The sequence below is a fragment of the Kitasatospora sp. NPDC004614 genome, assembly GCF_042873675.1.
Classification (GTDB): domain Bacteria; phylum Actinomycetota; class Actinomycetes; order Streptomycetales; family Streptomycetaceae; genus Kitasatospora.
Genome location: NZ_JBIALR010000007.1, coordinates 1 through 24,530, shown reverse-complemented (window position 1 = coordinate 24,530; position 24,530 = coordinate 1). Strand labels below are relative to the sequence as shown.

The window sequence follows — 24,530 nt, the reverse complement described above, 5'->3', positions numbered from 1 at the left end:
CCGTCCCCTTGCTCTCGTTCCCCGTGCGCTCTTCGGCACGGGTGAGAAGGTACGGGTGGGACGGGTACGAAGCCGTCATACTGCGGAGCCAACTCGCTTGGGGCTACTCCGGTATGACACTCCTGCGGCACTGGTCTTCGCCGAAGCTCTCGGCGTGCTCACAGCTACCCGTCGAACCGCCGCCATTGCAGGCCGAGTTCGAGCAGCGGACGCAGTGCGCTGCGGTGGCGGGCGCCGATCCAGACGTCGACCTCGTCCTCGTTGAAATAGCTCGGCGAGACACCGGCAACGATGCCCGGTCCGACCAGGAAGTCGGTCGGCGCGACGGGAGCCATGAACGTCCGTAGCGGCACGCCCTGCAGGCAGGGCCCCAGCATGGGCAGCAGGTGCTCGGGGAAGTTCCGCAAGGCAGCACTGTACGGGGCGGTCGAGGCCGCCTCGTAGAGCGAGAATTGCAGCAGGTACCTGCTCAGCGGCTCCTGCTCCAGAACGGCGGCCCCGCCCAACTCGCCGACCCACACCGCCGGGTCGCTGTTCGTGGCATCGACCTCCCACGGGATCGACCAGTCCCACCCGCCCTGGTTCTCGTCGGCGAAGACCAGGAAGCCCGCACTGCTGTCGGGACGCACCGCGCCGACCGACCTGATCCGGTTCTGGCCTCCCAGGATGCCCGGGTACCTCTCCGCGAGCCGGTAGAAGTCGGCCAGTGCGGGCGGAATGGAGCGGGGTATCTCGCCGACCGCCTGCGGTTCAACCGCCTCCGGGTGCCAGCCCGTGACGAAGAGCTCCAGCGCCCTTCCCGGCTCCGAGTCCACATGGTCGAGCCAACCGAGCCCCGGCGGGCCGGGTGGTGCGACGGCCGGCCGGACGATGTCGAGAATCTCGCGGCTCAACGGCGGGTCGATTGCCAACTCGCAGCTGTTGAGCTCGCCGTCGGTCCACGCACTCCCCGAAGGGCGAACGAGGCCGAGGTAGCAGCAGAGTCCGTCCACCCGAGCGAACAGGTGAACTGGCAGATCGGTGTCCAACTCGGCGCTCCCGCAGGGCACCACCCCGGTCAGCCTGGCTGCGGCGAGCACGGGCGCCGGACCCTGTAGGCGCAGTTCCTGGTCGTTCCACACGCCGCCGGCCGCCGGGTCGTCCACCGCCCCCGCGATCACCACGGTCGCCGCCGTCCCGAGCGCAACCGTGGCCCCGCCGACGGCGAACACCTGCGGCTCCGCACCCGCGAGGTCGAACGCCGCTCCCACATCGACCAGGTCCGAACGCTTCAGAGGCACCCGCGGAGCATATCGACGACAAGGTGCCCGCCGCGTCGCCCGCAGCGGGCAGGACTTGCCGGTCCGACACCACACATCAGCACATGCCCACCTCAAACACACCCACCGCCACCACGTGAAGCGCACACCTCCTGACCACCACACTCAACATGACGGATCATCAGTCACCTAAATCGGCCGGATCAGTAAACGTTTCGATCTTCCAGAACGTCATACCGGTCGGACGGCCCGCCAGCCGGGCGGCCGTACGGCGGAGGGGACGGCGAGCGATGACGGACGGCAAGCGGGCGGGCAGCAGGGGGCGGGTCAGATCGGCTCAGGTCGCGGCGGGTGTGGTTGCGGTCGGGGCGGTCACGGCGCTCGCGGTGGGGCTGACCACGGGTGGCAGTAGCGCCCCGGTGCAGCAGTCGCTCTCCGCGACCAACCCGGAGACCACGGCGCCGGGCACCGCCTCGCCCCCGGCGAGCCCATCCCCGTCCCCGTCCTGGGACGGCAAGGTGAGGGTGCTGGGCGACGGATCCACCTCCGACGCGGGGCCGCAGCCCAACCAGTTGAAGATCGAGAAGCTCAAACCCGGGGAGAAGCCACCGCAGTTCGTGGTGTTCTCCTGGGACGGCGCACTGGAGAACGACGACCACCTGTTCTCCCGGTTCCGGAAGCTGGCGAAGGAGAACAACGCGACCATGACGTTCTTCCTCTCCGGGATCTACCTGCTCCCGGAGAAGAAGCACGGGCTCTACCGGCCGCCGCAGCACGATGCGGGCAGCGCGGCCATCTCCTTCCCGACCGATCAGCACGTGAAGGACACGCTCAACCAGCTGCGGCTGGCCTGGCAGGACGGCGACGAGATCGGCACCCACTTCAACGGCCATTTCTGCGGCCCGAAGGGCGGCGGCGACTGGAGCACCGACGAGTGGCGCAGCGAGATCGACCAGGCCGTCTCGTTCGTCACCGACTGGAAGACCAACACCGGGTTCACCGGCGAGGCGCCGCTGCCGTTCGACTACCGGAAGGATCTCGCGGGTGGCCGCGCGCCGTGCCTGGAGGGGCAGAAGAACCTGATACCGGCCGAGAAGGAGCTGGGTTGGCGGTACGACGCGAGCTCTCCGGGCGAGTTCCAGGTGTGGCCGTCGAAGAACAGCGGGGTGTGGAACTTTCCGCTCCAGCTGCTGCCGTTCGGTGACACCCAGGTGCTGTCGATGGACTTCAACTTCCTGGCCAATCAGTCCGGCGACAGCACCCACGGCGATCCGAAGAAGTACAACGCCTGGGAGAAGCAGACCCGCGACGGTTACCTGGACGGGTTCGCGCGGGTCTACAACGGCAGCCGGGCGCCGCTGTTCATCGGGAACCACTTCGAGACCTGGAACGGCGGCATCTACATGCAGGCGATCGAGGACGTGATGAAGTCCGTCTGCAAGAAGCAGGACGTGCGCTGTGTGTCGTTCAAGGAGCTCGCCGACTGGCTGGATGCCCAGGACCCGAAGGTCCTGGACCAGCTCCGCCGGCTCGATCCGGCCCAGGCGCCGGACTGGCCGACCTACCTCAAGTAGCCTGCGGCGGCATCATCCTGTCGCTTTCATGTAGGCGGCCCAGATCCCGGCGGGGGTGGTGTAGTCGGGGGTGGTCGGGGCGGCTCCGGCCACCCCGGCCAGGGGGAGGAGTTCGAGCGTCTTGGTGTCCATCCGGAACAGTGAGACGGCGGTGGTGACGGCGCCCCGGTAGCCGACGAACCAACCTGCTGTCCGGGCCTGGTTGACGCCGGTCTTTCCGGCGGCGCCGGGAACGGCCTGGCCGACCTCCTTGCCGCTGCCGTCCTTGACCGCCCCGCGCAGCGCGTTGTCGACTTCGGTGGCGACGCGTGCGGGGGCGGCCCGGACGGCGGTGGGGCGTTCGACGGCGAGGCCGTCGCCGTTGCGGCTGATCCGGTCGACGGAGTAGGGGTCGGTGCGCATGCCCTGTCCGCCGAAGGCGGTGTACGCGTCGGCCAGCCGGATCGCGCTGGGCGTGGAGTTGCCGAGCGAGAAGCCGGGGGTCAGGTCGCCCAGGCTGTCGGGGAGGAGCCCGAAGCCGAGGGCGCTCTTGCGGACGTTGTCGAGGCCGATGTCCATGCCGAGTTGCTGCATCGGGCCGTTGACGGACTGTTCGACGGCGGTCCGCAGGCTGATGGGGCCCCAGTTGCGGTCGCCGTCGTTGGCGGACTTGGCCTTCTTCCCGTCGCGTGCCCAGTAGGGGCCTTCGGGGGTCTGGAGGTCGACGCCGTTGTCGCCGTTGTAGCTGGTGGTGGGTTGCACGGGCGCCCTGGGTCCTTGCCGTTCGCGTTGGACGCCCTGGTCGAGGCCGGCGGCGTACACCAGCGGGGTGAAGGCCGAACCGGCGGGCACGTTCACGGTGTTGGCGTTGTTGAAGCCCTGTTTCAGGTAGTCGGGTCCGCCGTAGACGGCCAGGATGCGCCCGTCCGCGTTGACGGAGGCCGCGCCGAGGTGGACGTTCTGGTCGGCAGGGCGGTGCTCGGGGTCGAGGTTCTTCGCGGCGTCCTGGACGGCCTGGGTGAGCGCGGTCTGCCGGGGCTTCTCGAAGGTGGTGTAGATCTGGTAGCCGCCGAGGTCGAACTGGGCCGGGGAGATCTCGGCGTGGCTCTGCGCGTAGCTCTTCGCCAGGTCGACCAGGTAGCCGGTCTGCCCGCTCAGGCCGGCCTGTTGCGGCGGGGCCTGCGGTTCGGGGAAGACGGTGTAGCGGGCGCGTTCCTCGGCGGACAGCTTCCCGATCTTGACCATCCGGTCCAGGATCCAGCCCCACCGTTCCACCGCCCGGGCCCGGTTCTCGCCGCCGAGCGCCGGGTCGTACAGCGACGCGCCCTTCAGCACGGCGGCCAGGAACGCGCCTTCGCTGGCGTTGAGTTGGTCCACGTCCTTGCCGTAGTAGGCCTGCGCGGCCCGCTCGATGCCGTAGCTGCCGCGGCCGAACCAGCTGATGTTCAGGTAGCCGCTGAGGATGTCCTGCTTCTCGACCTGCTGGTCGAGCTTGAGGGCGATGAACGCCTCGTCGAGTTTGCGGGAGAAGTCCTGGCGCTGGTTCAGGTAGGCGTTCTTCACGTACTGCTGGGTGATGGTCGAACCGCCCTGGGTGTCACCGCCCGACCCCATCCGGTAGAACGCCCGGGCGATGCCCTTGACCGAGACTCCGGGGTCGGAGTAGAAGTCCTCGTTCTCTGCCGCGAGCACCGCCCACCGCACCTGCTCGGGCACCTGCTCCAGCGGCACATCCTGCCGGTTGACCAGGCCGATGCGGGCCATCTCGGTGCCGTCCGCCCAGTAGAAGACGTTGTTCTGCTGGGTGGCGAACGCGTTGAGGTCCTTGGGAATGTCCGTCCGGATGTACATCACCACGGCCGCGACGGTCAGCACGCCGACGCTTCCCGTTGCCAGCAGCAGCAGTTGACGCCACGACGGGAGCCAGCGCCGTAAGCCGCTGCGGCCGGTGCGCGGGTAGTCCGGGCGCAGCTTCGACGACCGACGCCGCGCGCCCTGTTCGGCACCGTCGTGTCCCGCGTCCCGACGCGGTCTCGACTTCGGTGTCCGGACGGGCCATCGCCTGGCGCGTACCGCCGACCCGTCCGTTTCCGTTCCCTCTGCCCCGACCGCTTCGTTCGGCTCGCCGGACACCATGCGTTCCCCGATCTGCTCGACTGGCAAATCTCTCCCTCACTGTGGACGCGCCCAGCACCCCGCAGGTGTCAACCCGTCCGGTGTGATCATCACCACGCCCACCCGTCAGGCTCCGGCCCTCACGGCCCGCCCGCCGCCTCTGGTACCGTCGCGCTCTTCGCCGCTCGCGCCAGGCGACGGACCTGCTGAAGGTCCTGGAGACGGCGGCCACGACGACCCGGCACCCTCATCCCCGTGGCTGCTCGACCTGCCGGCGGGCCGGATCCGCGCGGACCAGCGGCACTGGCTCAACCTGCCGGCGGGCCGGATCCGCGCGGACCAGCGGCACTGGCTCAACCTGCCGGCGGGCCGGATCCGCGCGGACCAGCGGCACTTGCTCGACCCGGTCATCTCCCGTGCCGGACAGGACAGATCAGGGGCGGATCTCGCCCGAGCCCCGGGGAATCAGCGTGGTGGGGAGCTCCAGCCGTGTGGGCGCACCGGCGTCCCCGGCCAGGCGTGCGAACAGGCGGCGGGCGGCGAAGGTGCCGAGGGCGGCCGGGTCCTGGGCGACCACGGTGAGGCCGGGGGTGAGCAGGTCGGCGAGCTCCAGGTCGTCGAAGCCGACCACGGCCGGGCGGTGACCGGCGGGGAGGTGGTGCAGAGCGGCCAGGGTGACGCGGTTGTTGGCGGTGAACAGCGCGGTGACGGCGTCCGGTCCGGTGGTGAGACGGCGCACCGCCTCGCCGACCCGGGCGCGGTCGGTGGGGCCGCAGTCCACCCAGCGTTCGTCCACCGGAAGCCCGGCCCCGGCCATCGCGGCACGGTAGCCGCGTTCGCGTTCGGCGGCGGTGTGGATGGCCCGCTGGTCGCCGATGTAGCCGATCCGGCGGTGGCCGTGGACGATCAGGTGCTCGGTGCCGCAGCGGGCGCCGCCCGCGTTGTCGCTGAGCACCGCGTCCACGTCGATGCCGCCGGCGGGGCGGTCGAGGAACACCACGGGCGTACCGGACTCGATCTCCGGCAGCAGGTACCGGTGGTCGTCCCCGGCCGGCACGACGATCAGCCCGTCCACCCGGCGCGCGCAGAACGCGAGCGCCAACTCCCGCTCCCGGTCGGCCTGTTCGTCGCTGGAACCGGTGAACAGCAGGCACCCCTCCGCCGCCGCGACCTGCTCGACGGCCCGGGACAGCGCGGAGGAGAACGGGTCGCTGATGTCCTCCAGCAGCAGCGCGACGCTCGCGGTGCGCCCGGTCCGCAGCAGCCGCGCACTGTCATTGCGCCGGAACCCGAGCGCCTCGATCGCCTCCCGCACCCGCCCCGCCGTCCCGGCCGTCACCCCGGGCTCCCCGTTGACCACCCGGGAGACGGTCTTCAGCCCGACCCCTGCCGCCGCGGCAACGTCCTTCATGGTCGGTCGGACACCGGTGCGGAGGCTGCTCGTCATGCCACGGAGAATAGTGCGGGTACCTCCGGCCCGCGCCGATCGGGCCTCAGCCCGCGGTAACCGAACCTGCCCGGCGTGCTTCGCTTCGGCGTGCTTCGCTTCGGCGTGCTTCGCTTCGGCGTGCTTCGCTTCGGCGAGGACGGAGTCGAGCAGGCCGGGGAACAGCTCGTCTCGGCCTCGCCCCAACTCGGCCACCCCGCCACCGCCCTGACCTGACACCCTGGCCCGTCACCTGACCGCCACCCGCCGCCGACGGCGCGCCCCGAGCACACGACCACAGGCTCACCCGGTCCACCGCCAACGGCCGCGCACGCACCTGCCCCCGCGACACCGGCCCCGCTCCGGCCTCACCCCACCCCAACTCGGCCACCCCGCCACCACCCTGACCTGGCACCCCGACCCGTCACCTGACCACCACCCGCCGCCCACGGCGCGCCCCGAGCACACGACCACAGGCTCACCCGATCCGCCACCAACGGCCACGCACACGCCTGCCCCCGCAACACCGCCCCCACTCCGGCCCCACCCCAACTCGGCCACCCCGCCACCACCCTGACCTGGCACCCCGGCCCGTCACCTGACCGCCACCCGCCGCCGACGGCGCGCCCCGAGCACACGACCACAGGCTCACCCGGTCCGCCGCCAACGGCCGCGCACACGCCTGCCCCCGCGACACCGGCCCCACTCCGGCCTCACCCCACCCCAACTCGGCCACCCCGCCACCACCCCGACCGGGCACCCTGGCCCATCACCTGACCGCCACCCGCCGCCCACGGCGCGCCCCGAGCACACGACCACAGACTGACCCGGTCCGCCGCCAACGGCCGCGCACGCACCTGCCCCCGCGACACCGGCCCCACTCCGGCCCCACCCCAACTCGGCCACCCCGCCACCACCCTGACCTGGCACCCTGGCCGCTCGACCGTGGGCTGACGCGTCCGCCACCGCCGACCGTCCATGCACCCGGCCCCGGCCCCGGCCCCAGCCTCGGCCCGCGGCAGCCGACTCGCGCTGGACAACGTTGTCAGAGGCGGTCAGAATCGCAGGACCCGATCCGACGGCGCCCTGCCACGCACCACGGCGCTCCCCGTCCCACCTGTGGAGACGTCACCATGAGCCACCCCCCGGCCGGCACCGCGACCCCCGACGAACCGCTGCTCGCGGCGCTGGACATCGGCGGCACGAAGATCGCCGGCGGCCTGGTCGACACCCGGGGCACCCTGCTGCACCGTCTCCAGGTGCCGACCCCGGCAACCGGCGACCGGCACCAGCTGATGGCCGCCGTCACGCGCGTCCTGGACGACCTGGCCGGGCGGCCCGAGTGGCGCCGGGTGCGGGCGCTCGGCATCGGCAGCGCGGGGCCGGTCGACATCGCCGAAGGCACCGTCAGCCCCGTCAACCTGCCGGGTTGGCGCGGCTTTCCGCTGCGCGCCGAGGCCGCCGCGCACCCGGCCGTCGGCGACCTGCCGGTGGTTCTCGGCGGGGACGGGGTCGCGATGACCGCCGCCGAACACTGGCGCGGCGCGGCCCGTCCGTACCGCAACGCGCTCTGCCTGGTGGTCTCCACCGGCGTCGGCGCCGGACTCGTCCTGGACGGACAGTTGCACACCGGCACCACCGGCAACGCCGGCCATCTCGGCCACATCAGCGTCGACTTCGAGGGCCGCCCCTGCCCGTGCGGCTCGCGCGGCTGCCTCGAAGGGCTCGCCTCCGGCACGGCCATCGCCCGCACCGCCACCGAGAGCGGCTGGCGCCCCGGCCCGGACGGCGACACCACCGCCACCGGCGTCGCCCGCGCCGCCGAGTCCGGCGACCCGCTCGCCCTGGCCGCCTTCGACCGCGCCGCCCGCGCCCTCGCCGCCGGCATCGCCGCCACCGCCACCCTGGTCGAACTCGACGTCGCCGTGATCGGCGGCGGCGTCGCCAACGCGGGCGACGTCCTCTTCGCACCCCTCGCCCGCCACCTCTCCTCCTACGCGGCCCTCCCCTTCACCCGCCACCTCACCCTCGCCCCCGCCCACCTCGGCACCGACGCCGGCCTCATCGGCGCTGCGGCCCTGGCCCGCCCGAGCCTGTCGATCGGCATCTGACCCCGACGACGCCCGACCGCAACTTCCTGTCGCACCGACCAGCCACGCGCCCCTCCCACCCCCCTCACCCCACCCGCCTCGGCGCCGCCGGCCATCTCGGCGCCGCGTCCCTGGCCCACCCGAGCCTGCCGCGCTTCCCCTGACACTCCCCCACCTGGCCCGCCCGAGCCTGCCGCACTTCCCCTGACACTCCCCCGTCCAAACCCAACGGCGCCAATCGACCGCATTTTCGTGCCGCGCCGATCAGACACTTCCCGAATGCACGGTGTTACGTTCTGTATTGAATCGGCCGATTCAGCCCCTTTGCGTGGGCGCTTCCGCCTTGCCGATTCACAGAACCGCCCCTCCGGCTAGGGAGAACACCAGCATGCGCCAAGCACCCTTGGAAGCGGCCGATATTGCGCCGGGGCAGATTGTCCAGTGGAATATCAGGTCCTCGGGAGTGGCGTACGCGGACCGCCACGGCGAAGAAATCGACAAGAACGCGTCGTTCAATCAGGACAAGCACCACTCACTCATCGACGAGACCCGCAACAGCCGCGAGCCCCTCGCCTCCTGGCTCGCCGTCACGTTCGAGATCGAGGGCCCGCTCGACCGCCCGGCCCTGGAGTCGGCGCTGCGCCACCTCGTGCAGCGGCACCACGTCCTGCGCTGCGAGTTCCAGCGGCTCCTGGGTGACCTGTCCTGTGCCGTGCACCGGCCCGAGGACATCGAACTGGAATCCGTTCACCTGGGCGAATTCGACACCTCGCAGGAGGTCCGCGACTTCCTGAACGACAGCTTTCAGAAGCAGATCGACACACTGGAGTGGCCGCCGTACACGGTGGGAGCCGTCCTCCGGAACAGCGGCCCCACCACGGTCTACCTCGCGTTCGACCACATCGTCTCCGACGGTATGTCAATGCCGAATGTCGTCCGCGACGTACAAATGGCATATGCCGCCTACTCCGCCGGAAAGGACCCCGAGCTCCCGCCCGCCGGAAGTTACGTGGATTTCGCCCGCGAGCAGCGCCACCGCTACGCATCCATCGACGCCGACGACGACCGCCTCGCGTACTGGAAATCGTTCATCGAACGAAATGACGGTATCTTCCCGCATTTCCCGCTGGACCTCGGCACCCAGCCCGGCCGCCTGTACCCGGCGGTCAACGAATCCGCGACGCTGCTGGACGACCGGCAGACCGCGGCGCTGGAGGCCCGCTGCCAGGACGCGGGCGGCAAACTGTTCATGGGACTCTTCGCCGCCGTCGGAACCGCCCTGCACACGGAGGGCGGCCCGGACCTCTACCGCGCCCTGCTCCCACTCAGCGAACGCGGCCGCGGCACCTGGCGGGACTCCCTCGGCTGGTTCGTCAACACCCTGCCGATCGAGTTCTCCGTCTCCAGGGAGCTCGACTTCCCGCAACTCCTCGCCGGAGTCCGGGACGGGTTCACCACCATGATGGAGAACATCGACGTGCCCTTCGTCCGCGCCTGGGAACTCCTCGCACCCGAGCACTTCACCGGCCGCTGCTGGCCGTTCCCGGTGAACTTCCTCTCCTACATCGACATGCGCAAGTGCCCGGGCGCCGAAAACCACGCGCGCTGGCGCCCCATGGCCCACGTGTGGGTCTCGCGCGTGAACGGCACCACCTCGTGGTTCCAACGGGACGCCGACGGCCTGCACATCAACTCGATCTACGTCGACCTCCCGCAGGCCCACCGCACCATGGCCGGCCTCCACCGCACCCTGCGCGAGACCCTGCTGACGATGTCCGCCGGCACCGACCGCAGCTAACCGACCAGCGCCGAAACCGCCTCGTCCACGGGCGAGTTGCCGCCGATCAACTCCAACGTCAGCCCGGCCGTCCGCGGTTCGGCCAGCAGCGCGGCGAGGACGGCCGCCACGTCGTCGCGCGAGACCGACCCGCGCCCCGTGTGCTCGGCCAGCTCGATCGTTCCGCCGCCCGGCTCGTCGGTCAGCCGGCCCGGCCGCAGGACGGTCCAGTCGAGGCCGGGGCGGGACCGCACGTCGTCGTCGGCCGCCGCCTTGGCCCGCAGGTACGCGGCGAACACCGGATCGGTCCCCGCCGGCGGCTCCCGGTCCGCCCCCATCGAGGACACCACCAGAAAGCGCCGCACGCCTGCTGCCTCCGCCGCGTCCGCGAACAGCACACAGGCCCCACGATCGACCGTGTCCTTCCGCGCCGCCCCGCTACCCGGCCCCGCCCCGGCGGCGAACACCACCGCGTCGGCACCCTCCAGGTGCCCGGCCACCTCGGCGACCGACGCCGACTCCAAGTCGCACACCACGGGTTCGGCACCCGCCGCCAGCAACTCCCCCGCCTGCTCCGGCCGTCGGATGATCCCCGCGACCTCGTCTCCCCGCGCGCCGAGCAGCCGTTCGAGCCGAAGCGCGATCTGACCATGACCACCAGCAATGACAATCCGCATGCGCCCGACCGTACGCCCCGCCGATCACTTCCCGTCGGAGCCCAGCCGATCCGCCATGCATACGGGTGAGTTCGGCCCGCACCCGATGCGACGTCAACTACTCCTGAACCCGCGCGAGAATGTCGAGGACGCCTGTCACTCGAGGATCCGCTCCCACAGCAGCGAGTCGTGCCACCGCCCGTTGAGCAGAATCGACGAATGCGCGACGCCGTACGAGCTGAACCCGTTGCGGCGCAGCACGTGTTGGGACGCCAGGTTGTCCAGATTGGTGGACGCCTCGACCCGGTGCAGCCCGAGTTCGTCCGCCATCACCTTCAGCGCCAGGCCGACGGCGCGGCCGGCGTAGCCCTGGTTCTGGGCGGTGGTGGCGATCCAGTAGCCGAGGGAGGCGCGGCGCAGGTGCGGCTGCGGAAGGATGCCACTGACGGTGACCTGCCCGATCACCTCGCCGTCGGCGAGCACCACGCCCGGCCAGACCGTCCCGGCGCGGTGGGCGGTCAGCAGTCGGTCGATCCGCTCGGCCTGGCCCTCCGGGGTGAAGAACGTGGCGGGTTGGGCCGGTTCCCACCGCCGGAAGGCTTCGACGTCCCGCGCGCGGTGCGCGGCTATCGCTGCGGCGTCGGCGGTCTCGATCAGGCGAACGGTGCTGCGGCTGCTCATGGTTGAGTCCTCGTCGCAGAAGGTCGGACGGGACGGCAGCCTACGCGCGACGGAAGCGCTAGCGGACGGAGGCGTCGGGGGTCCGGCCCTGTTCGGCCTGTTGGACCCGGGCGACGAACATCCGGGCGAGGGACACCACGGCGGGCTGGTCCCAGCTGTCATCGGGGTTCTGGAGTTCGTAGGTGACCGCGACAACCGCCGTACCAAGGTGGTGGCGGGTGTTCGCATCCACCATCGGCCCGTCCGGCAACCGAACGAACACCACGCAGCCGCGCCGTCCGCCAACTGCCCACCGCCCGAGCGGAAATCAGGACGCCGATCCCGAACTGCCGCTCTCGATCTGCTGGATAAGCCGCTTGAGCTGGGCAACCTCGTCCTGCAGCGCCCGGTCACCGGCGGGAGTGAGGGTGAGCCAGGTGCGGGCGCGGCGGCCCTCGTAGCCCTTCTCGATGGCGATCAGTCCGGCCTTCTCCAGCACCGTCAGATGCTGGCTGAGGTTGCCGGCGGTGAGGCCGAGTGCCGTGCGCAGGAAGCCGAATTCGACCCGGCGCGCCTGGTGGGCGACGGTCAGGATGCCCAGGCGGACGCGTTGATGGACGACGTCGTCCAGGCCGATCGCGGGGTGCTGTTCTGGCTGTTCGGTCATCACGCGGCGCGCCCATCGGAACGCCCACCGAACCGCCCCCCGGACCGCTCCGCCAGCGCAAAACCGACCGCGCCGAGCAGCAGGAGCGCGCCGGGGACGGCGTACTGCGGCAGGAAGGCCCAGGGCGAGGTCATCGGGATGCCCGCCCAGCCGGGCGTGAGCGGTACCAGCTCGACGGCCAGGTACAGCGCGGCGAGCAGCAGCAGGGTGCGGCTGCGTTCCACCCGGGCCAGCACCAGCAGCGGCAGCCCGACGGCCAGGGCGTCGCCCGTCAGCCGGGAGAGGAACCTGGCCGCCGGGGACGAGGGGGCGAGGTGCAGGCCCCAGAAGTCGAGCGGCGCGCCGGGCTGCGGTATCCCGTTCCGGGTGATCCAGAGCGAGGTGGCGGCCACCACGGCGAGCAGCGCGAGTCCGGTGAGGACGTAGGGCCGGACGGCCGTGCCGACGCCCCGGCGACGGGCGCGGCGGACGTAGAAGATCGCGGTTGCGAGGTAGGCGAGGGCGAGGCCGATCGGCCAGTAGAGCGGCGAGCCCTGCCGGACGAGGGTGCAGTCGGCGCCCGCGGCGGGTTCGGGGCAGGGGACGGACAGGATCTGGTAGGTGAGGCGGCTGACCAGGATCCCGCCGAACGTGAGCCCGCCGAGCAGTAGCAGCGGGAACCAGGTGCCGCGCTGGGCGGCACGCACCTTGCGGGTCAACTCGCCCAGGCCGGCGAGGACTTCGTGCGGTGTGCCGTTCGAGGGCACCGTTGCATCTGTCATGCCATCAGGTTTGCATGACAAACCAGTTGCGACAAGAGACCGTGCGCATCATTTCCCGCCCCCAGTCGCCGAGTTGGGCGAGGACGTAGGCTGGTGGGTGCAGCCGTCCGCACACGGAAGAACGGAAGGAGCCGGCCATGACCGACCGCAAGCCCCCTGGCGTCACCTTCGAGAGCTGGGTCGATCGGCAGATCCGGGAGGCCACCGAGCGCGGCGAGTTCGACAACCTGCCGGGCGCGGGCAAACCGCTCGCCCACGAGAACCGGCCGTACCACGAGATGTGGTGGCTCCGGGAGAAGCTGGAACGCGAGGGCCTGAGTTCTCTGCCCCCGTCTCTCGTCCTGCGCAACGAGCTGCACGAGGCACTCGACGCCGCCCGCCTCGCACCCACCGAGGCGCTGCTGCGCAAGCGTCTCTCCGAGCTCAACTCCCGTATCGACGCAGCCCTCCGCCGCCCCGTCGAAGGCCCACCGCTCGGCGTCGCGCCGGTGGACATCGAGGCCGAGGTCTCCAACTGGCGCCACACCTGAACCGGGAGCCGGAAACCCGTTACCACTGACGCACGTTGGCGGCCGAAGATGACCGCACGGTCGGCGTTCGGTAGTGTGCGCGGCGTGGTGAGCCCCGAGTCGGACGAGGTGGGGGTCTTCGGCCCCGCCGTCGGCCCCTGAGCACCTGAGTCCGCCCTGCTGGCCCGCGCCTGCCCCGCCGAGGGGCCGCGCGGCGCTGGAGCGCGACCACAGTTCCTGGACTCCTGGTGACGAGACGGCTGTCCGTTTCCGCTCCTCACCCCGGAGTTCCGCGCGATGCCTCTTGCCCTGTACCTGCTCGCCCTGGCCGTGTTCGCCATGGGTACCTCGGAGTTCATGCTGTCCGGCCTGCTGCCGGATCTCGCCGCCGAGCTCGGCGTCCCGGTCGGCACGGCCGGCCTGTTGACCTCGGCGTTCGCGGTCGGCATGGTCGCGGGCGCCCCGCCGATGGCGGCGCTGGCCCGCCGCTGGCCGCGCCGGGCCGGGCTGTTCACCTTCCTCGTGCTGTTCGCGGCGGCCCACGTCCTCGGCGCCACGGCCGCATCGTTCCCGGTGCTGTGTGTCAGCCGGGTGGTGGCGGCGTTCGCGAACGCCGGGTTCCTCGCTCTGGCGGTGACGGCGGCGGCCGACCTGGTCGGGCCCGAGCGGCGGGGGCGGGCGGTGGGTGTGCTGCTGTCGGGGACGACGGTGGCCACCGTGGTCGGGGTCCCTGCGGGCGCGCTGCTCGGTCAACTGCTGGGCTGGCGTGCCTCGTTCTGGGCGGTGGCGGTGCTCTGCGGGCCGGCCGCTGTCGGGGTGCTGCGGGGCGTCCCGGGCGGAGGCGGATCCGGGCGTTCGGCCCTGCGCGCGGAACTCGCCGAGCTCGCCCGCCCCCGGCTCCTTCGGGTGCTGCTGCTGGGCGCGCTGGTGAACGCCGGGACGTTCGCGGCGTTCACCTTCCTCGCCCCGGTGGTGACCGGCCCGGCCGGGTTCGGGCGGCACTGGGTGCCGGTGGTGCTGGTGCTGTTCGGTCTCGGCACGGTCCTGGGCGTGACCGTCGCGGGGCGGCTCGCCGACCGGCATCCGATGCGACTGCTCGCGGTGGCGGGCCCGCTACTGCCGCTCGGCTGGGCGGCGTTGGCCGCTTTCCCGACCGCACTGCCGGTCCTCGTGCCCGTGCTCGGCGCGCTCTCCTTCGCCGTCGGCGGCACCTTGATCACCTGTGCCCTGGCCACCGCCACCGGCGCACCCACCATGGCCGGGGCCTACGCGACGGCCGCCCTCAACCTCGGCGCCACCGCCGGCCCTCTCCTCGCCGCCGCCACTCTCCGCACTCCGACCGGCCCGCTGTACACCGCCGCAGCCCTCACCGCGGCCGCCCTCCTGCTCACTCCGACGCTCCGCAACCACGCCCCGGCCCGTGCCAACACCTGACCAGCCACCAACGCTCCCAGCCCCCGCGTCGCCCCTGGTCAGCGTGCTTGTAAAGTGCTCGCCATCGTTCGATCGGACGATCTGATTTCAGTTCAGTCGGGGGAGCCAGTGACCGGTACCGTGCAGCATCCGCAGTCGGGGTGCGACAGCCCGCGGGCACTCTGGGCGGCGGACGAGGAGCCGCAGCCGCCGGTGCCGTGGTACCGGCAGCTGACGGCAAAGCAGTTCGACGTCGGCGTGGGGGCGGCGGCAGCTCTCGCGCTCGCCGTACTGGCCGCCGGGGCGATGGACTCGGGGGTGGAGCGGCGCAAGGTCGCGCTGCCGGCCGAGTTCGCGGGCCTGTCACGGGTGACGGAGGATCGGGACCTGGCTCAGCTGCGGGCCGCGTACGAGTCGGACGACGCCAAGCGCTTCGTGCCCCGCAGCATCCAGGTGGTGGCGTACGGGCCGCCGGGGGCGACCGGCTTCGCGCAGGCGGAGTTGCTGGCGGTGGTGATGAGCGGTTCGGTGCCGGACTCCGACCAGGCGGCCGCCTGGATGCTCCGCGGCTACTCCCACACCGACACCACCGCCCTCCGCGACAGCACGGCCGTCACGGGCCTGCGCATGTTCGAGCCCGGCCCGCTCGGCGGCGCGATCGCCTGCGCGGCGGTCTGGGACGACAAGCGCGAACTCCCGGTCTGCGCCTGGGCGGACGGCTCCTCCCTGGGCAGCCTGACGGACGGCACCGCCGGCCTCTCCCTGGCCGAACTCGCCGCCCGCACCCGCGAGTTGCGCGAACGCTCCGAGCGGAAGGCCTGAACACCGCCCACCGTCACACCCCTCGAAATCCCCCGTCGCTCTGCAGCAGTTGACCGTTGATCCACTGCCCGGACGGCGAGCAGAGGAAGTCGATCAGCCGGGCCGCGTCCTGCGGCGTACCGAGTCGGGCCAACGGCGTGCGGGCGAGGACGTCGGCGCGGAGGGTGTCGTTCATCCAACCGGTGTCGGTGGGGCCGGGGTTGACGGCGTTGGCGGTGATGCCGAGGTGGGCGAGTTCGTGGGCGGCGGCCAGCGTGATCCGGTCGAGTGCGCCCTTGCTGGCGCCGTAGGGGAGGTTGCCGACGGTGTGGTCGCTGGTGAGGGCGACGATCCGGCCGGTGCCGAACGGGCCGGTGAAGCGCCGCCCGAACTCGCGGATCAGCAGCCAGCTCGCCCGCGTGTTGACGGCGAAGTGCCGGTCGAAGCTCTCCACGCTGGTGTCGAGCAGCCCGGAGTCGACGGATTCGGCGTGGCTCATCACCAGCGCGGTGACGGGGCCGAGTTCGGCCTCCACCTGGTCGAACAGCCGGGCGGGCGTCCCGGGGTCGGTGAGGTCGGCGGGCACCGCGAGCTGCCGGGCGCCGTGCGCGCGGATCGCCGCGCCGACGGCCTCGACGGCGTCCTTCTCCACACCCCAGGGCATCCGGGTGTCGTACGGCGTCCAGTGGGTGTGCGCGATGTCCCAGCCGGAGGCGGCGAGTTGCTCGGCCACGGCGGCGCCGATGCCGACCGTCCGGCCGACTCCCGTCACCAGCGCGACGGGACGGGACGGGGTATCCGAATCAGTCTTCATCAGCGCCGATCCTGACGAACCCGCTGCCCCGCTCACAAACGGTTTTCGTCCCGGTCCCCCGCAGCCCGGCCCCCCGCATTCCGGTCCCCCGCAGCCCGATCCCCCGCAGCCGGGTCCCCCACCGCCCAGTCCCCCGCATCCCGGCGCAGCACCGCCCGGATCGGCCCGTCCGGGTGGACGGTCAGCCGGTACCCGGCCCCACCGGGCCGCTCGCGGATCTCCGGCCGGACGGCGGGCAGCAGTTCCTCCAGCAGCAGCGTCATCTCCCGCACCGCGAACTGCGCGCCGATGCAGGCGCGCGGCCCCAGTCCGAACGGGAAGTACGTGCCGGGCGCGGGGCGCTGTTCGGCGGCCAGGAAGCGCTGCGGCCGGAACGTCTCCGGGTCGGGCCACAGCGCCGGGTCGCGGTGCGTCAGGTAGGGGCACAGCAGGACGGTCGCGCCGGCGGGGACGGTCCGGCCGCCGACGGTGCCGGTCTCGGCGGCGTGCCGGGGCATCAGCCAGGCGACGGGGTACAGCCGCAGCGTCTCGTCGATCAGCGCCCGGATCGCGGCCGCCCGTTCCGCGGAACCGGCCGGGCCGGCGGACAGCGCCCAGTCGCGCTGCTCGGGGTGGGTGTCGAGCAGCAGGAACAGCCAGCCGAGGGTGGTGGCGGTGGTCTCGTAGCCGGCCACCATCAGGGTGAGCAGTTCGTCGCGCACCAACTGCTCGTCGTAGCCGGGCAGTTCGGCGGCGGCACCGAGCAGCACGGCGATCAGGGTGGGTTCGTCGGCCTTCCGGGCGAGCGCGATGGCGTGCTCGGCGGCCCGGTCGGCGTCGGCGACGGCCTGGCTGAAGTCGGCGGCGGTCTCGCCGGTGGCGGGGGCGAACGCGGGGATCGCGGCGAGGCTGTCCCCGGCGGCGACCAGTTGCCGGTAGGTGGGTTCGTCCAGCGCCTGCGCGGTGAGCGAGCGCCAGATCACGTCGAGCGAGAAGTACCGCAGGTCGGCGTCGAGTTCGCGCGCCTCGCCGCTGTCGGCGGCGGCCCGCCACCGGTCGGCGAGCGCCGCCACCGCAGCGCGCAACTGCGGCTCGTAGGTGCGGATGCCGCGGACGGTGAACTGCGGTTGCAGCAGCTTGCGTTGGCGCCGCCACGGCTCGCCGGCGGCGCACAGCAGGCCGTCGCCGAGCAGCACCTTCGCGCGGTGCCCGTGCTTGACGTACGTGTCGGGGTTGCGGGCCAGCACGTGCTGGACCTCCTCGGGCCCGGTGACCAGCACCACCTGCCGGTCGCCGATCCTGAACCCGGCGACGGGGCCGAGCCGTTGAGCGGCCGTCAGCAGGTCGACCAGCTGCCCGCCGCCGGCCCGCCAGCGGACGAGTTCCTCGGCGTCGAGCTCCGGAAGGGTGCTGTCCGCTGCCGTCACCATCACGTCTCTCCCCTGCTGGCCCGCCCGGTCGAGCAACCACCCTAACGGAGCGTGGGCGCCGCGCGCCGGTCCGCAATCATCCGGCGTTCAGCAGCCGTTCCTCCTCCGCCGCGCTGAGGCCCTCCTTGTCGGGGGCCGGTCCGCCGCGGGCGGTGTCCCAGGCCAGGGTGTCGGCGAGGGTCTCGGCCAGCGGGCGGAACGTCAGCCCGGCAGCCAGCGCACGGGAGATGTCGGACCGGTTGGCCGCCGCGTAGTCCGGGTCGCCGTTCCACAGCGGGACGCCCATCCACGGCGCGACGCCGGCCTTCAGCAGGGTCTCGGTGCCGATCCAGACCGTCTCCACGTCGGAGCCCGCCACAGCCTGGCAGGCGGTGAAGAACTCGCCGATGGGCATGCTGCGGCCGGTGACCAGGTGGATTCCGCCGCGCTGCCCGGTGGCGCAGCCGAGGATCCACGCCGCGAGGTCGCGGACGTCGATGAACTGGGTCGGGTCGGCCGGGTCGCCGGGCAGCAGCACCCGGCCGCCGCGCCGGAACCGCCGCGGCCAGTACGCGAACCGGTCGGTCGTGTCGTACGGGCCGACGATCAGCCCGGGCCGGACGATGCTCGCGCGCTCGCCGTACGCGTCCAGCACGATCCGCTCGCAGGCGGCCTTGTTGGCGCCGTACAGCTGGATCGGCGGCAGGCCCTCGACGAGTTCCAGCACCTCGCCGTCCTCGTCCTGCACGGTGGACAGGTCGGCGAGCACCGAGATCGTCGAGACGAAGACGTACCGGCCGACGCGATCCCCGAGGGCGGTGACCGAACGCTGCACCACCTCGGGCAGATACCCCGCGACGTCGATCACGGCGTCCCAGCGGCGCCCCTCCAGCGCGGACAGGTCCGCGGTGCGGTCGCCGATCAGCGTCTCGACGCCCGCCTCGGCGAACAGCCCGGGGTCACTGAGACCGCGGTTGAACATCGTGACCTGGTGGCCTGCGGCCAGCGCGGCCTCGACCACGGCCCGGCCCACGAACCGCGTGCCACCCAGCACGAGCAGGCTGAGCCGGTCGGCGGAAGTGTTCTGCATGGTGAACAACACCCTTTCGGTGACGCGTCATTGGCACTCACACGAATAGCACCGCGCTCACCCCGTCAGCGAGGAATTTCCAACCGGTCCAGCAGTTCGCTTATCTGACGCTCCGTCAGATGGGCACTGGCAGCGGCCCCTTCCCGCAACTCGGGCGCGGCGTCCGGATCGGCGAGCAGCGCGGCAACGGTGCCGGCCGGCGTGCGGGGGTTCGCGGCGGCGGCGCGGCGGACGCTCGGGTCGGGGTCGGCCAGCAGCGCGGCCAGGTCGCCGTCGAACTCCGGGTCAGCGGCGGCGAGTTCGCGCACCTCGGGATCGTCGTGCCGGGCGAGTTCGGCGAGCACGCCCCGGCTCGGAAACGTGTCCCGCAGGCGCAGCCGGAGGCGGTGTTCGGGGACGGCGAGATAGGTCTCCAGCAGCAGGGCCGGCGGAGCATCGGGGTGGCACAGGGCGAGCAGCTGACGCACCTCGGGGTCGGGGTCGGCGGCGAGCAACTCGACCGTCGGGGCGTCGAGTTCGGGGCAGGTGGCGGCGGCGCGGCGCAGCAGCGGATGCGGGGAGCGGGCGCAGGCGTGGTACCAGTCGAGGGCGGGACGGTCGAGGGAGTTACGGAAAATCCAGCGATTGGCGCTCGGGTAGGAGTAGTCGACCCCGTTGACGGCCAGGGTCTCGGCGCGCCTGCGCGGGGCGGGTTCGACCTCGGCGCGCAGGCGGACGTCCGAGTCTGGGTCGGCAGCGAGCAGGGCGATCAACTCGGGGGTGAGGTCGTCGCGTTCGGCGACGCGGTGGCGCACGTGCGGGTCGGGGTGGGCGGCCAGGCGGTGGATCTCTTCGGGGGTGAGGTGCGGATTTCCGGCGAGGTTGTAGGCGTAGCCGTCGGCGAGGCCGGCTTCGAACAGCTCGGGCGGGACGAGGCGGGTGGCGTACCAGTAGGCGCGGTTGCGGTCGGCGCCGGCGTGGGCGAGGTCCTCGGCGGTCAGCGCCATGGGGGCGTGGTAGCGCCGGGCGGCGGCGCGGACCTCCGGATCGGGGTCGTCCAGCAGGGCCGCGCGCTGCTCTTCGTCGAGCGCGTCGAGGAAGTAGCTTGCCTGGAGGCGCAGTTGGGGTGACGGGTGGGTGGCCGTCCGGCGGCGGAAGGTGGCGGTGATGGCGCCGCAGCGGTCCAGTTCGCCGACGATCTCGTTGAGGGTGAGGTGCGGCGCGGTCCGCTCGAAGGTGGCGAGGTGGATCCGTTCGAGCACCGCGTCGGACAGCGGGCGGGGTCGCCGTTCGGCGTACTTGCCGGAGAAGAGCCTGACCGCCACCAGGTCGTTCGGGTCGCCCGCCAGCCTCAGGCACTGCTCGTCGCTGAGCCACGGGTTCCCGGCGGTCGCCCTCCGCACGCCCGCGTCGGGGCTGCGCAGCGCCGCCTCGACGAACTCGTCCGCCAGCCGGCGCTGCGCGAACACCGGCCACGCGGCCTTGGCCTCGGGCGCGAGCAGGCGCAGCAGGACGGCGGTGGGCGCGCCGGGGTTGGCGGCGATGCCGCGCAGCAGGGGCTCGTTGTCGATCACCGGCCCATCCTGGCACGCCCGTTGGCGCCCAAACGCCGTGCGTCCCACAGCCCGTCCTGCTACCGTTCCGGCCATGAAGCGCGCTGCGATGCTGACGACGACGCCGGAGAGTGTCCCGGCGCGCTGACTGCTGTTCTGATCAAGCCCCGGGGCCGAGCGCCCGGGGCTTTCGCATGTGCGGCCGTGGCGGCTCGTCCCCCTTCCGGTGAGGAGACCGCCGTGTTCGACCATCGCAAACTGGGCCGCGAGCTGGACCTGTTCGACACCGATCCGCTGATCGGTTCGGGTCTGCCGTTCTGGCTGCCGGACGGCGCCGTGGTGCGGCAGAGCCTGGAGGATTTCATCCGCGTCCTGGAGCGGCGCGCGGGCTACCGGCACGTGTATTCGCCGGTGCTGGGCAAGCGTGAGCTGTACGAGCGTTCGGGGCACTGGGTGCACTACCGGGACGACATGTTCCCACCGATGTCCATGGGCGACGGCGACGACCAGCTCGTCCTCCGCCCCAGCCTCTGCCCGCACCACGCCGTGATGTTCCGTTCCCGTTCCCGTAGCTACCGTGAACTACCACTACGCATAGCCGAGTTGGGCGGCATGTACCGCTCGGAGCGGTCGGGGGTGCTGGGCGGGCTGACCAGGGTGCGGGCGATCCAGCTGAACGACGGGCACATCTTCTGCACCCTGGACCAGGTCGCGGAGGAGGCGCGCGGCGCACTGGAGCTGATCGCGGTGGCGTACCGGGCGATGGGCATCACCGCGTCCCGTTACCGGCTGTCGCTGCCGGGGGGCGGCGGGAAGTACGTGGCCCGGCCGGAGTTGTGGGAGCGGGCGACCGCGCTGCTGGTGGGGGTGCTGGACGAGCTCGGTGTGCCGTACGAGGAGGGCGTCGGCGAGGCCGCGTTCTACGGGCCGAAGATCGACGTGCAGGTGGTGGACGGTGCGGGCCGCGAGTCGACCCTGTCCACCGTGCAGGTCGACTTCCATCAGCCCGAGCAGTTCGACCTGCACTACATCGGCCCGGACGGGGCGAAGCACCGGCCGGTGATGGTGCACCGGGCGATCCTCGGCAGTGTGGAGCGGGCGGCGGCGCAGCTGATCGAACAGCACGGCGGGGCGTTCCCGGCGTGGCTGGCGCCGGTGCAGCTGGCGGTGCTGCCGCTCGGCGAGGAGCAGGAGGGTGCGGCGCGCGAGCTGGCCGCCCGCTGTCTGGAGCTCGATCTGCGGGCCGAGGTGCTGGGTGCGGACCGCGGTTCACTGGGCGCCCGGGTCCGGGAGGCCCGGCTCGCGCCGTACCAGGTGGTGCTCGGTCCGCTCGAGGTCGGCGACGGCACCCTCGCGGTGCGGCTGCGCGACGGCCGCCGGCTCGACCCACTGCCCGCCGAGGAGCTGCTGGCACAGATCGACGCGAGGGTGCGGGCGCACAGCGTCGATCTCTGGTGAACCGACCGGCCGGGAGTGTGGCGCAGACCACAGCAGGAGCGTGGCAAGACCCACGCCGCACCCCGGCCAACCAGGCACCAATCGTCCCGGCCGCAGCCCCAGCACACGCCCAAGTCCCCTTTATCCAGGGCTTATCCGCAGGTCGGACGGCCATCGCCGGGGCCGAAGGGCCCTCGTGCCCGGGACCTTCGGCGTGGCATACTCCGGAGCCATGACCGGCATTCACGCGACCAGAGCCCTGCGGGGCGCGGTGTTCACCGCGCTCGCCGTGCCGCTGGCCGCGTTCGGCCAGGTGGTGATCACCGGCCGTGCCCTGCCGCTCACCCTGGTCGCAGTCGCCTGCGTCGCGGTCTTCCTGCTCGCGGTCCTGCTGGACGGCGCACGCCGCCACTTCCTGCTGCTGTCCGCGGTGCTGGTACCGGTCGAACTGCTGCTCAACACCGTCTTCAACCTCGGCCAGGACGCCTGTTCCCGGCCCATGCACGGCGTGGACCTGCTGGTCTGTGGCGGCGACCGGGTCAGCGGCTCCGAACTGTTCGCCGAGTGGACGCACAACTCGGCGAGCATGCTGCGCCTGCTGGTGCTCGGCGTGCACCTGGTGGTCGCACTGGCCGCCGCGGCCTGGCTGCGGCTGGCCGACGCCGCCCTCGACGGGGTCGGCGAGGCCCTGCGCACGGTGGCCCGGCTGCTGCCCGGCCACTGGCGCGCGCTGCTGCTGGCGGCCCGCCCGGCCTGCCCGGCCGAGCTGCTGCCCCCGGCCGGCGTCGAGCCCGCCCCGCGCCGTCCGCAGGACGCCGTCCACACCCCCGCCCCGCGTCGCGGACCGCCGCAGCTGGCCCTCGCCTGCTGACGGCCCCGCCACTTCGCACGACGCGTTCCGCGGCCGTCTCCGGGCATCCCGTTGCCCCTTCACTTTTCATGACCCGCACCCCGCCGGGCCGCCGCCCGCCCCTGCTCCCGTCCAGGTGAGACCACCTGGGAGCCGGGCCGCGCCGCCCGCCGGGTGCAGAGGAGACGGATCACCATGCCCAGCACCCACAAGTCCGCCAAGACGGTCTCGGCCCGCGAGCGCCTGAAGCAGGCCCAGCAGGCGGAGGCGCTGCGCGCCAAGCGCCGCCGCGCCCTCACCATCGGCATCTCGGTCGTCGCGGCCGTCGCCGTGATCGCGGGCGGCACCACCCTCGCCGTGAACGCCTCCAAGAACTCCGACTCCGCGAGCGGCCCGATCGCCGTCCCGGCCAACGCCACCGGCCCCGACAGCACCGTGGTCGTCTACGGCAACCCGGACGCCCCGCACACCCTGGCCGTGTACGAGGACTTCCGCTGCCCGGTCTGCGAGGCCTTCGAGACCTCGTCCGGCCCGGCCGCGAAGGAACTCGCCGACCAGGGCCAGTACAAGATCGAGTACCACATGGCCGCGTTCCTCGACAACAACCTCGGCGGCAAGGGCTCGAAGACCGCGCTGGCCGCGGCCGGCGCCGCGCTGAACGAGGGCGTCGACAAGTTCAAGCAGTTCCACGACGTGCTCTACGCCAACCAGCCCGCCGAGAGCTCGGACGCCTTCGGCGACGTCAACCACATCCTCGACCTCGCCGGCCAGGTCCCCGGCCTGAAGACCGAGGCCTTCACCAAGGCCGTCACCGAGGGCACCTACAAGAACTGGGCCACCAAGGTCGCCGCCGCGTTCAACAAGAGCGGCGTCACCGGCACCCCGACCGTCAAGCTCGACGGCAAGACCCTCGACGTGATCGGCAAGGACGGCAAGGCGCTGAACGGCGAGCAGTTCAGCGCGTTGGTCAAGCAGACCCTGGGCGGGTGACGCGATGACCACGGCCCGGGATACCACCCCAGCAATCAAGGGCGCAGCGAGCCGCCGCTTCTCCTGGCTGATCCTGCTGAGCGGACTGCTCGGCCTGGCCGCCTCGGCGCAGCTCACCCTGGACAAGATCCGGCTGATCGAGAACCCGGCCTTCCAGCCGAACTGCAACATCAACCCGATCATCAGCTGCGGCTCGGTCATGCGCACCGAACAGGCCGAAGTCTTCGGCTTCCCCAACCCGATCCTCGGCCTGGCCGCCTTCGGCGCCCTCGCCGCCATCGGCGCGGGCCTGCTCGCGGGCGCCTCCTACCGCCGCTGGTTCTGGCTCGCCCTCCAGGGCGGCAGCCTCGTCGGCCTCGCCTTCGTCGCCTGGCTCATCCGCCAGGCCCTGTACGAGATCGGCGCCCTGTGCCCCTACTGCATGGTGGTCTGGGCCGTGGTCATCACCCTCTTCTGGTCCACCACCATCCACAACATCCGCACCGGCATCCTCCCCACCCCACCCACCGTCCGCCGCCTGGCCACCCTCAACCACCAGTGGCTGGTCCCGGCCGCCGGCTTCCTGCTGATAGGCCTGCTCATCCTGACCCGCTTCTGGTACTACTGGTCGACGCTGCTCTGAGGCCCTGAAAAGGGCCGGCCCTCCGGGCGGTTTCTAGGGGTCGTTGCAACACGTGGTCGGTTGTCTAGGCCGCGATGAGTTTATGCAGGCGCTCGGCTGGGGTTTCCCAGCCGAGCGTTT

At 72.1% G+C, this 24,530-nt stretch carries 23 protein-coding genes; 11 read left to right on the top strand and 12 right to left on the bottom strand.

The window, feature by feature from the left end; genetic code table 11:
- Nucleotides 1–164 precede the first annotated feature (164 nt).
- Nucleotides 165–1,280: a hypothetical protein gene (locus ACFYST_RS17095; RefSeq protein ID WP_387863079.1), complete on the bottom strand. Its 1,116-nt coding sequence runs from the start codon at nt 1,278–1,280 to the stop codon at nt 165–167.
- 269 nt (nt 1,281–1,549) lie between these two features.
- Between ACFYST_RS17095 and ACFYST_RS17090 the strand changes: the two genes are divergently transcribed.
- On the top strand, nt 1,550–2,833 hold the full coding sequence (locus tag ACFYST_RS17090; protein WP_387863076.1) for a hypothetical protein: 1,284 nt from the start codon (nt 1,550–1,552) through the stop codon (nt 2,831–2,833).
- A gap of 12 nt (nt 2,834–2,845) precedes the next feature.
- Here ACFYST_RS17090 and ACFYST_RS17085 read toward each other — a convergent pair whose 3' ends face one another.
- Nucleotides 2,846–4,687, bottom strand: a complete 1,842-nt coding sequence (locus tag ACFYST_RS17085) for a transglycosylase domain-containing protein (RefSeq protein ID WP_387863075.1) — start codon at nt 4,685–4,687, stop codon at nt 2,846–2,848.
- Nucleotides 4,688–5,360: 673 nt separating this feature from the next.
- Nucleotides 5,361–6,374 (bottom strand): LacI family DNA-binding transcriptional regulator, encoded by a 1,014-nt coding sequence (locus ACFYST_RS17080; RefSeq protein ID WP_387863072.1) that lies wholly within the window; start codon nt 6,372–6,374, stop codon nt 5,361–5,363.
- A 75-nt stretch (nt 6,375–6,449) separates the two neighbouring features.
- On the opposite strand from ACFYST_RS17080, the gene ACFYST_RS17075 reads away from it, so the two are divergent.
- The 3 genes from ACFYST_RS17075 (at nt 6,450) to ACFYST_RS17065 (ending at nt 10,241) form a co-directional block, all read left to right on the top strand.
- Complete coding sequence (locus tag ACFYST_RS17075; protein WP_387863071.1) at nt 6,450–6,590, top strand: hypothetical protein; 141 nt, start codon at nt 6,450–6,452, stop codon at nt 6,588–6,590.
- Nucleotides 6,591–7,486: 896 nt separating this feature from the next.
- A complete protein-coding gene (locus tag ACFYST_RS17070) occupies nt 7,487–8,464 on the top strand; it encodes an ROK family protein (RefSeq protein WP_387863068.1) in 978 nt (325 codons plus the stop codon).
- A 442-nt stretch (nt 8,465–8,906) separates the two neighbouring features.
- Nucleotides 8,907–10,241 (top strand): condensation domain-containing protein, encoded by a 1,335-nt coding sequence (locus ACFYST_RS17065; protein WP_387863066.1) that lies wholly within the window; start codon nt 8,907–8,909, stop codon nt 10,239–10,241.
- Here ACFYST_RS17065 and ACFYST_RS17060 read toward each other — a convergent pair.
- The 5 genes from ACFYST_RS17060 to ACFYST_RS17040 form a co-directional block, all read right to left on the bottom strand.
- Nucleotides 10,238–10,897, bottom strand: coding sequence for an NAD(P)H-binding protein (locus ACFYST_RS17060; protein ID WP_387863063.1), 660 nt, complete (start codon nt 10,895–10,897; stop codon nt 10,238–10,240). The genes ACFYST_RS17065 and ACFYST_RS17060 overlap by 4 nt on opposite strands.
- Nucleotides 10,898–11,032: 135 nt before the next feature.
- Complete coding sequence (locus tag ACFYST_RS17055; protein WP_387863060.1) at nt 11,033–11,557, bottom strand: GNAT family N-acetyltransferase; 525 nt, start codon at nt 11,555–11,557, stop codon at nt 11,033–11,035.
- A gap of 58 nt (nt 11,558–11,615) precedes the next feature.
- Nucleotides 11,616–11,792, bottom strand: coding sequence for a hypothetical protein (locus tag ACFYST_RS17050; protein ID WP_387863057.1), 177 nt, complete (start codon nt 11,790–11,792; stop codon nt 11,616–11,618).
- A gap of 72 nt (nt 11,793–11,864) precedes the next feature.
- The gene (locus ACFYST_RS17045; RefSeq protein WP_387642667.1) at nt 11,865–12,203 is read right to left on the bottom strand and encodes a winged helix-turn-helix domain-containing protein; all 339 of its coding nucleotides are present in this window, start codon (nt 12,201–12,203) and stop codon (nt 11,865–11,867) included.
- Nucleotides 12,203–12,964 carry a hypothetical protein gene (locus ACFYST_RS17040; protein WP_387863055.1) on the bottom strand — a complete coding sequence of 254 codons (762 nt, stop codon included), beginning with the start codon at nt 12,962–12,964 and terminating at the stop codon, nt 12,203–12,205. Before ACFYST_RS17040 ends, ACFYST_RS17045 begins: the two co-directional genes overlap by 1 nt.
- Before the next feature lie 137 nt (nt 12,965–13,101).
- Between ACFYST_RS17040 and ACFYST_RS17035 the strand changes: the two genes are divergently transcribed.
- From ACFYST_RS17035 to ACFYST_RS17025, 3 genes are all read left to right on the top strand, one after another.
- The gene (locus ACFYST_RS17035; protein ID WP_387863052.1) at nt 13,102–13,494 is read left to right on the top strand and encodes a DUF1992 domain-containing protein; all 393 of its coding nucleotides are present in this window, start codon (nt 13,102–13,104) and stop codon (nt 13,492–13,494) included.
- A gap of 276 nt (nt 13,495–13,770) precedes the next feature.
- Nucleotides 13,771–14,907, top strand: a complete 1,137-nt coding sequence (locus tag ACFYST_RS17030; RefSeq protein WP_387863049.1) for a Cmx/CmrA family chloramphenicol efflux MFS transporter — start codon at nt 13,771–13,773, stop codon at nt 14,905–14,907.
- A gap of 108 nt (nt 14,908–15,015) precedes the next feature.
- Entirely contained in the window at nt 15,016–15,708 is a 693-nt protein-coding gene (locus ACFYST_RS17025; protein ID WP_387863047.1) for a hypothetical protein, read from the top strand.
- Nucleotides 15,709–15,721: 13 nt separating this feature from the next.
- Here the strand turns inward: ACFYST_RS17025 and ACFYST_RS17020 are convergent, their stop codons facing one another.
- The 4 genes from ACFYST_RS17020 to ACFYST_RS17005 all read right to left on the bottom strand — a co-directional run bounded on the left by ACFYST_RS17020 (nt 15,722) and on the right by ACFYST_RS17005 (nt 20,532).
- A complete protein-coding gene (locus tag ACFYST_RS17020; protein ID WP_387863045.1) occupies nt 15,722–16,501 on the bottom strand; it encodes an SDR family oxidoreductase in 780 nt (259 codons plus the stop codon).
- A gap of 32 nt (nt 16,502–16,533) precedes the next feature.
- Entirely contained in the window at nt 16,534–17,910 is a 1,377-nt protein-coding gene (locus ACFYST_RS17015; protein ID WP_387863042.1) for a cytochrome P450, read from the bottom strand.
- Nucleotides 17,911–17,986: 76 nt separating this feature from the next.
- Nucleotides 17,987–18,979, bottom strand: a complete 993-nt coding sequence (locus ACFYST_RS17010; RefSeq protein ID WP_387863040.1) for an NAD-dependent epimerase/dehydratase family protein — start codon at nt 18,977–18,979, stop codon at nt 17,987–17,989.
- 65 nt (nt 18,980–19,044) lie between these two features.
- Nucleotides 19,045–20,532, bottom strand: coding sequence for a hypothetical protein (locus ACFYST_RS17005; RefSeq protein WP_387863037.1), 1,488 nt, complete (start codon nt 20,530–20,532; stop codon nt 19,045–19,047).
- 219 nt (nt 20,533–20,751) lie between these two features.
- Between ACFYST_RS17005 and thrS the strand changes: the two genes are divergently transcribed.
- The 4 genes from thrS (at nt 20,752) to ACFYST_RS16985 (ending at nt 24,410) form a co-directional block, all read left to right on the top strand.
- Nucleotides 20,752–21,969 carry a threonine--tRNA ligase gene (thrS, locus tag ACFYST_RS17000; RefSeq protein ID WP_387863035.1) on the top strand — a complete coding sequence of 406 codons (1,218 nt, stop codon included), beginning with the start codon at nt 20,752–20,754 and terminating at the stop codon, nt 21,967–21,969.
- A gap of 211 nt (nt 21,970–22,180) precedes the next feature.
- Complete coding sequence (locus ACFYST_RS16995; protein ID WP_387642677.1) at nt 22,181–22,819, top strand: hypothetical protein; 639 nt, start codon at nt 22,181–22,183, stop codon at nt 22,817–22,819.
- Nucleotides 22,820–22,993: 174 nt separating this feature from the next.
- Nucleotides 22,994–23,788, top strand: a complete 795-nt coding sequence (locus tag ACFYST_RS16990) for a DsbA family protein (protein WP_387642678.1) — start codon at nt 22,994–22,996, stop codon at nt 23,786–23,788.
- Nucleotides 23,789–23,792: 4 nt separating this feature from the next.
- Nucleotides 23,793–24,410: a vitamin K epoxide reductase family protein gene (locus ACFYST_RS16985; protein WP_387642679.1), complete on the top strand. Its 618-nt coding sequence runs from the start codon at nt 23,793–23,795 to the stop codon at nt 24,408–24,410.
- The last annotated feature ends 120 nt before the right edge of the window (nt 24,411–24,530 follow it).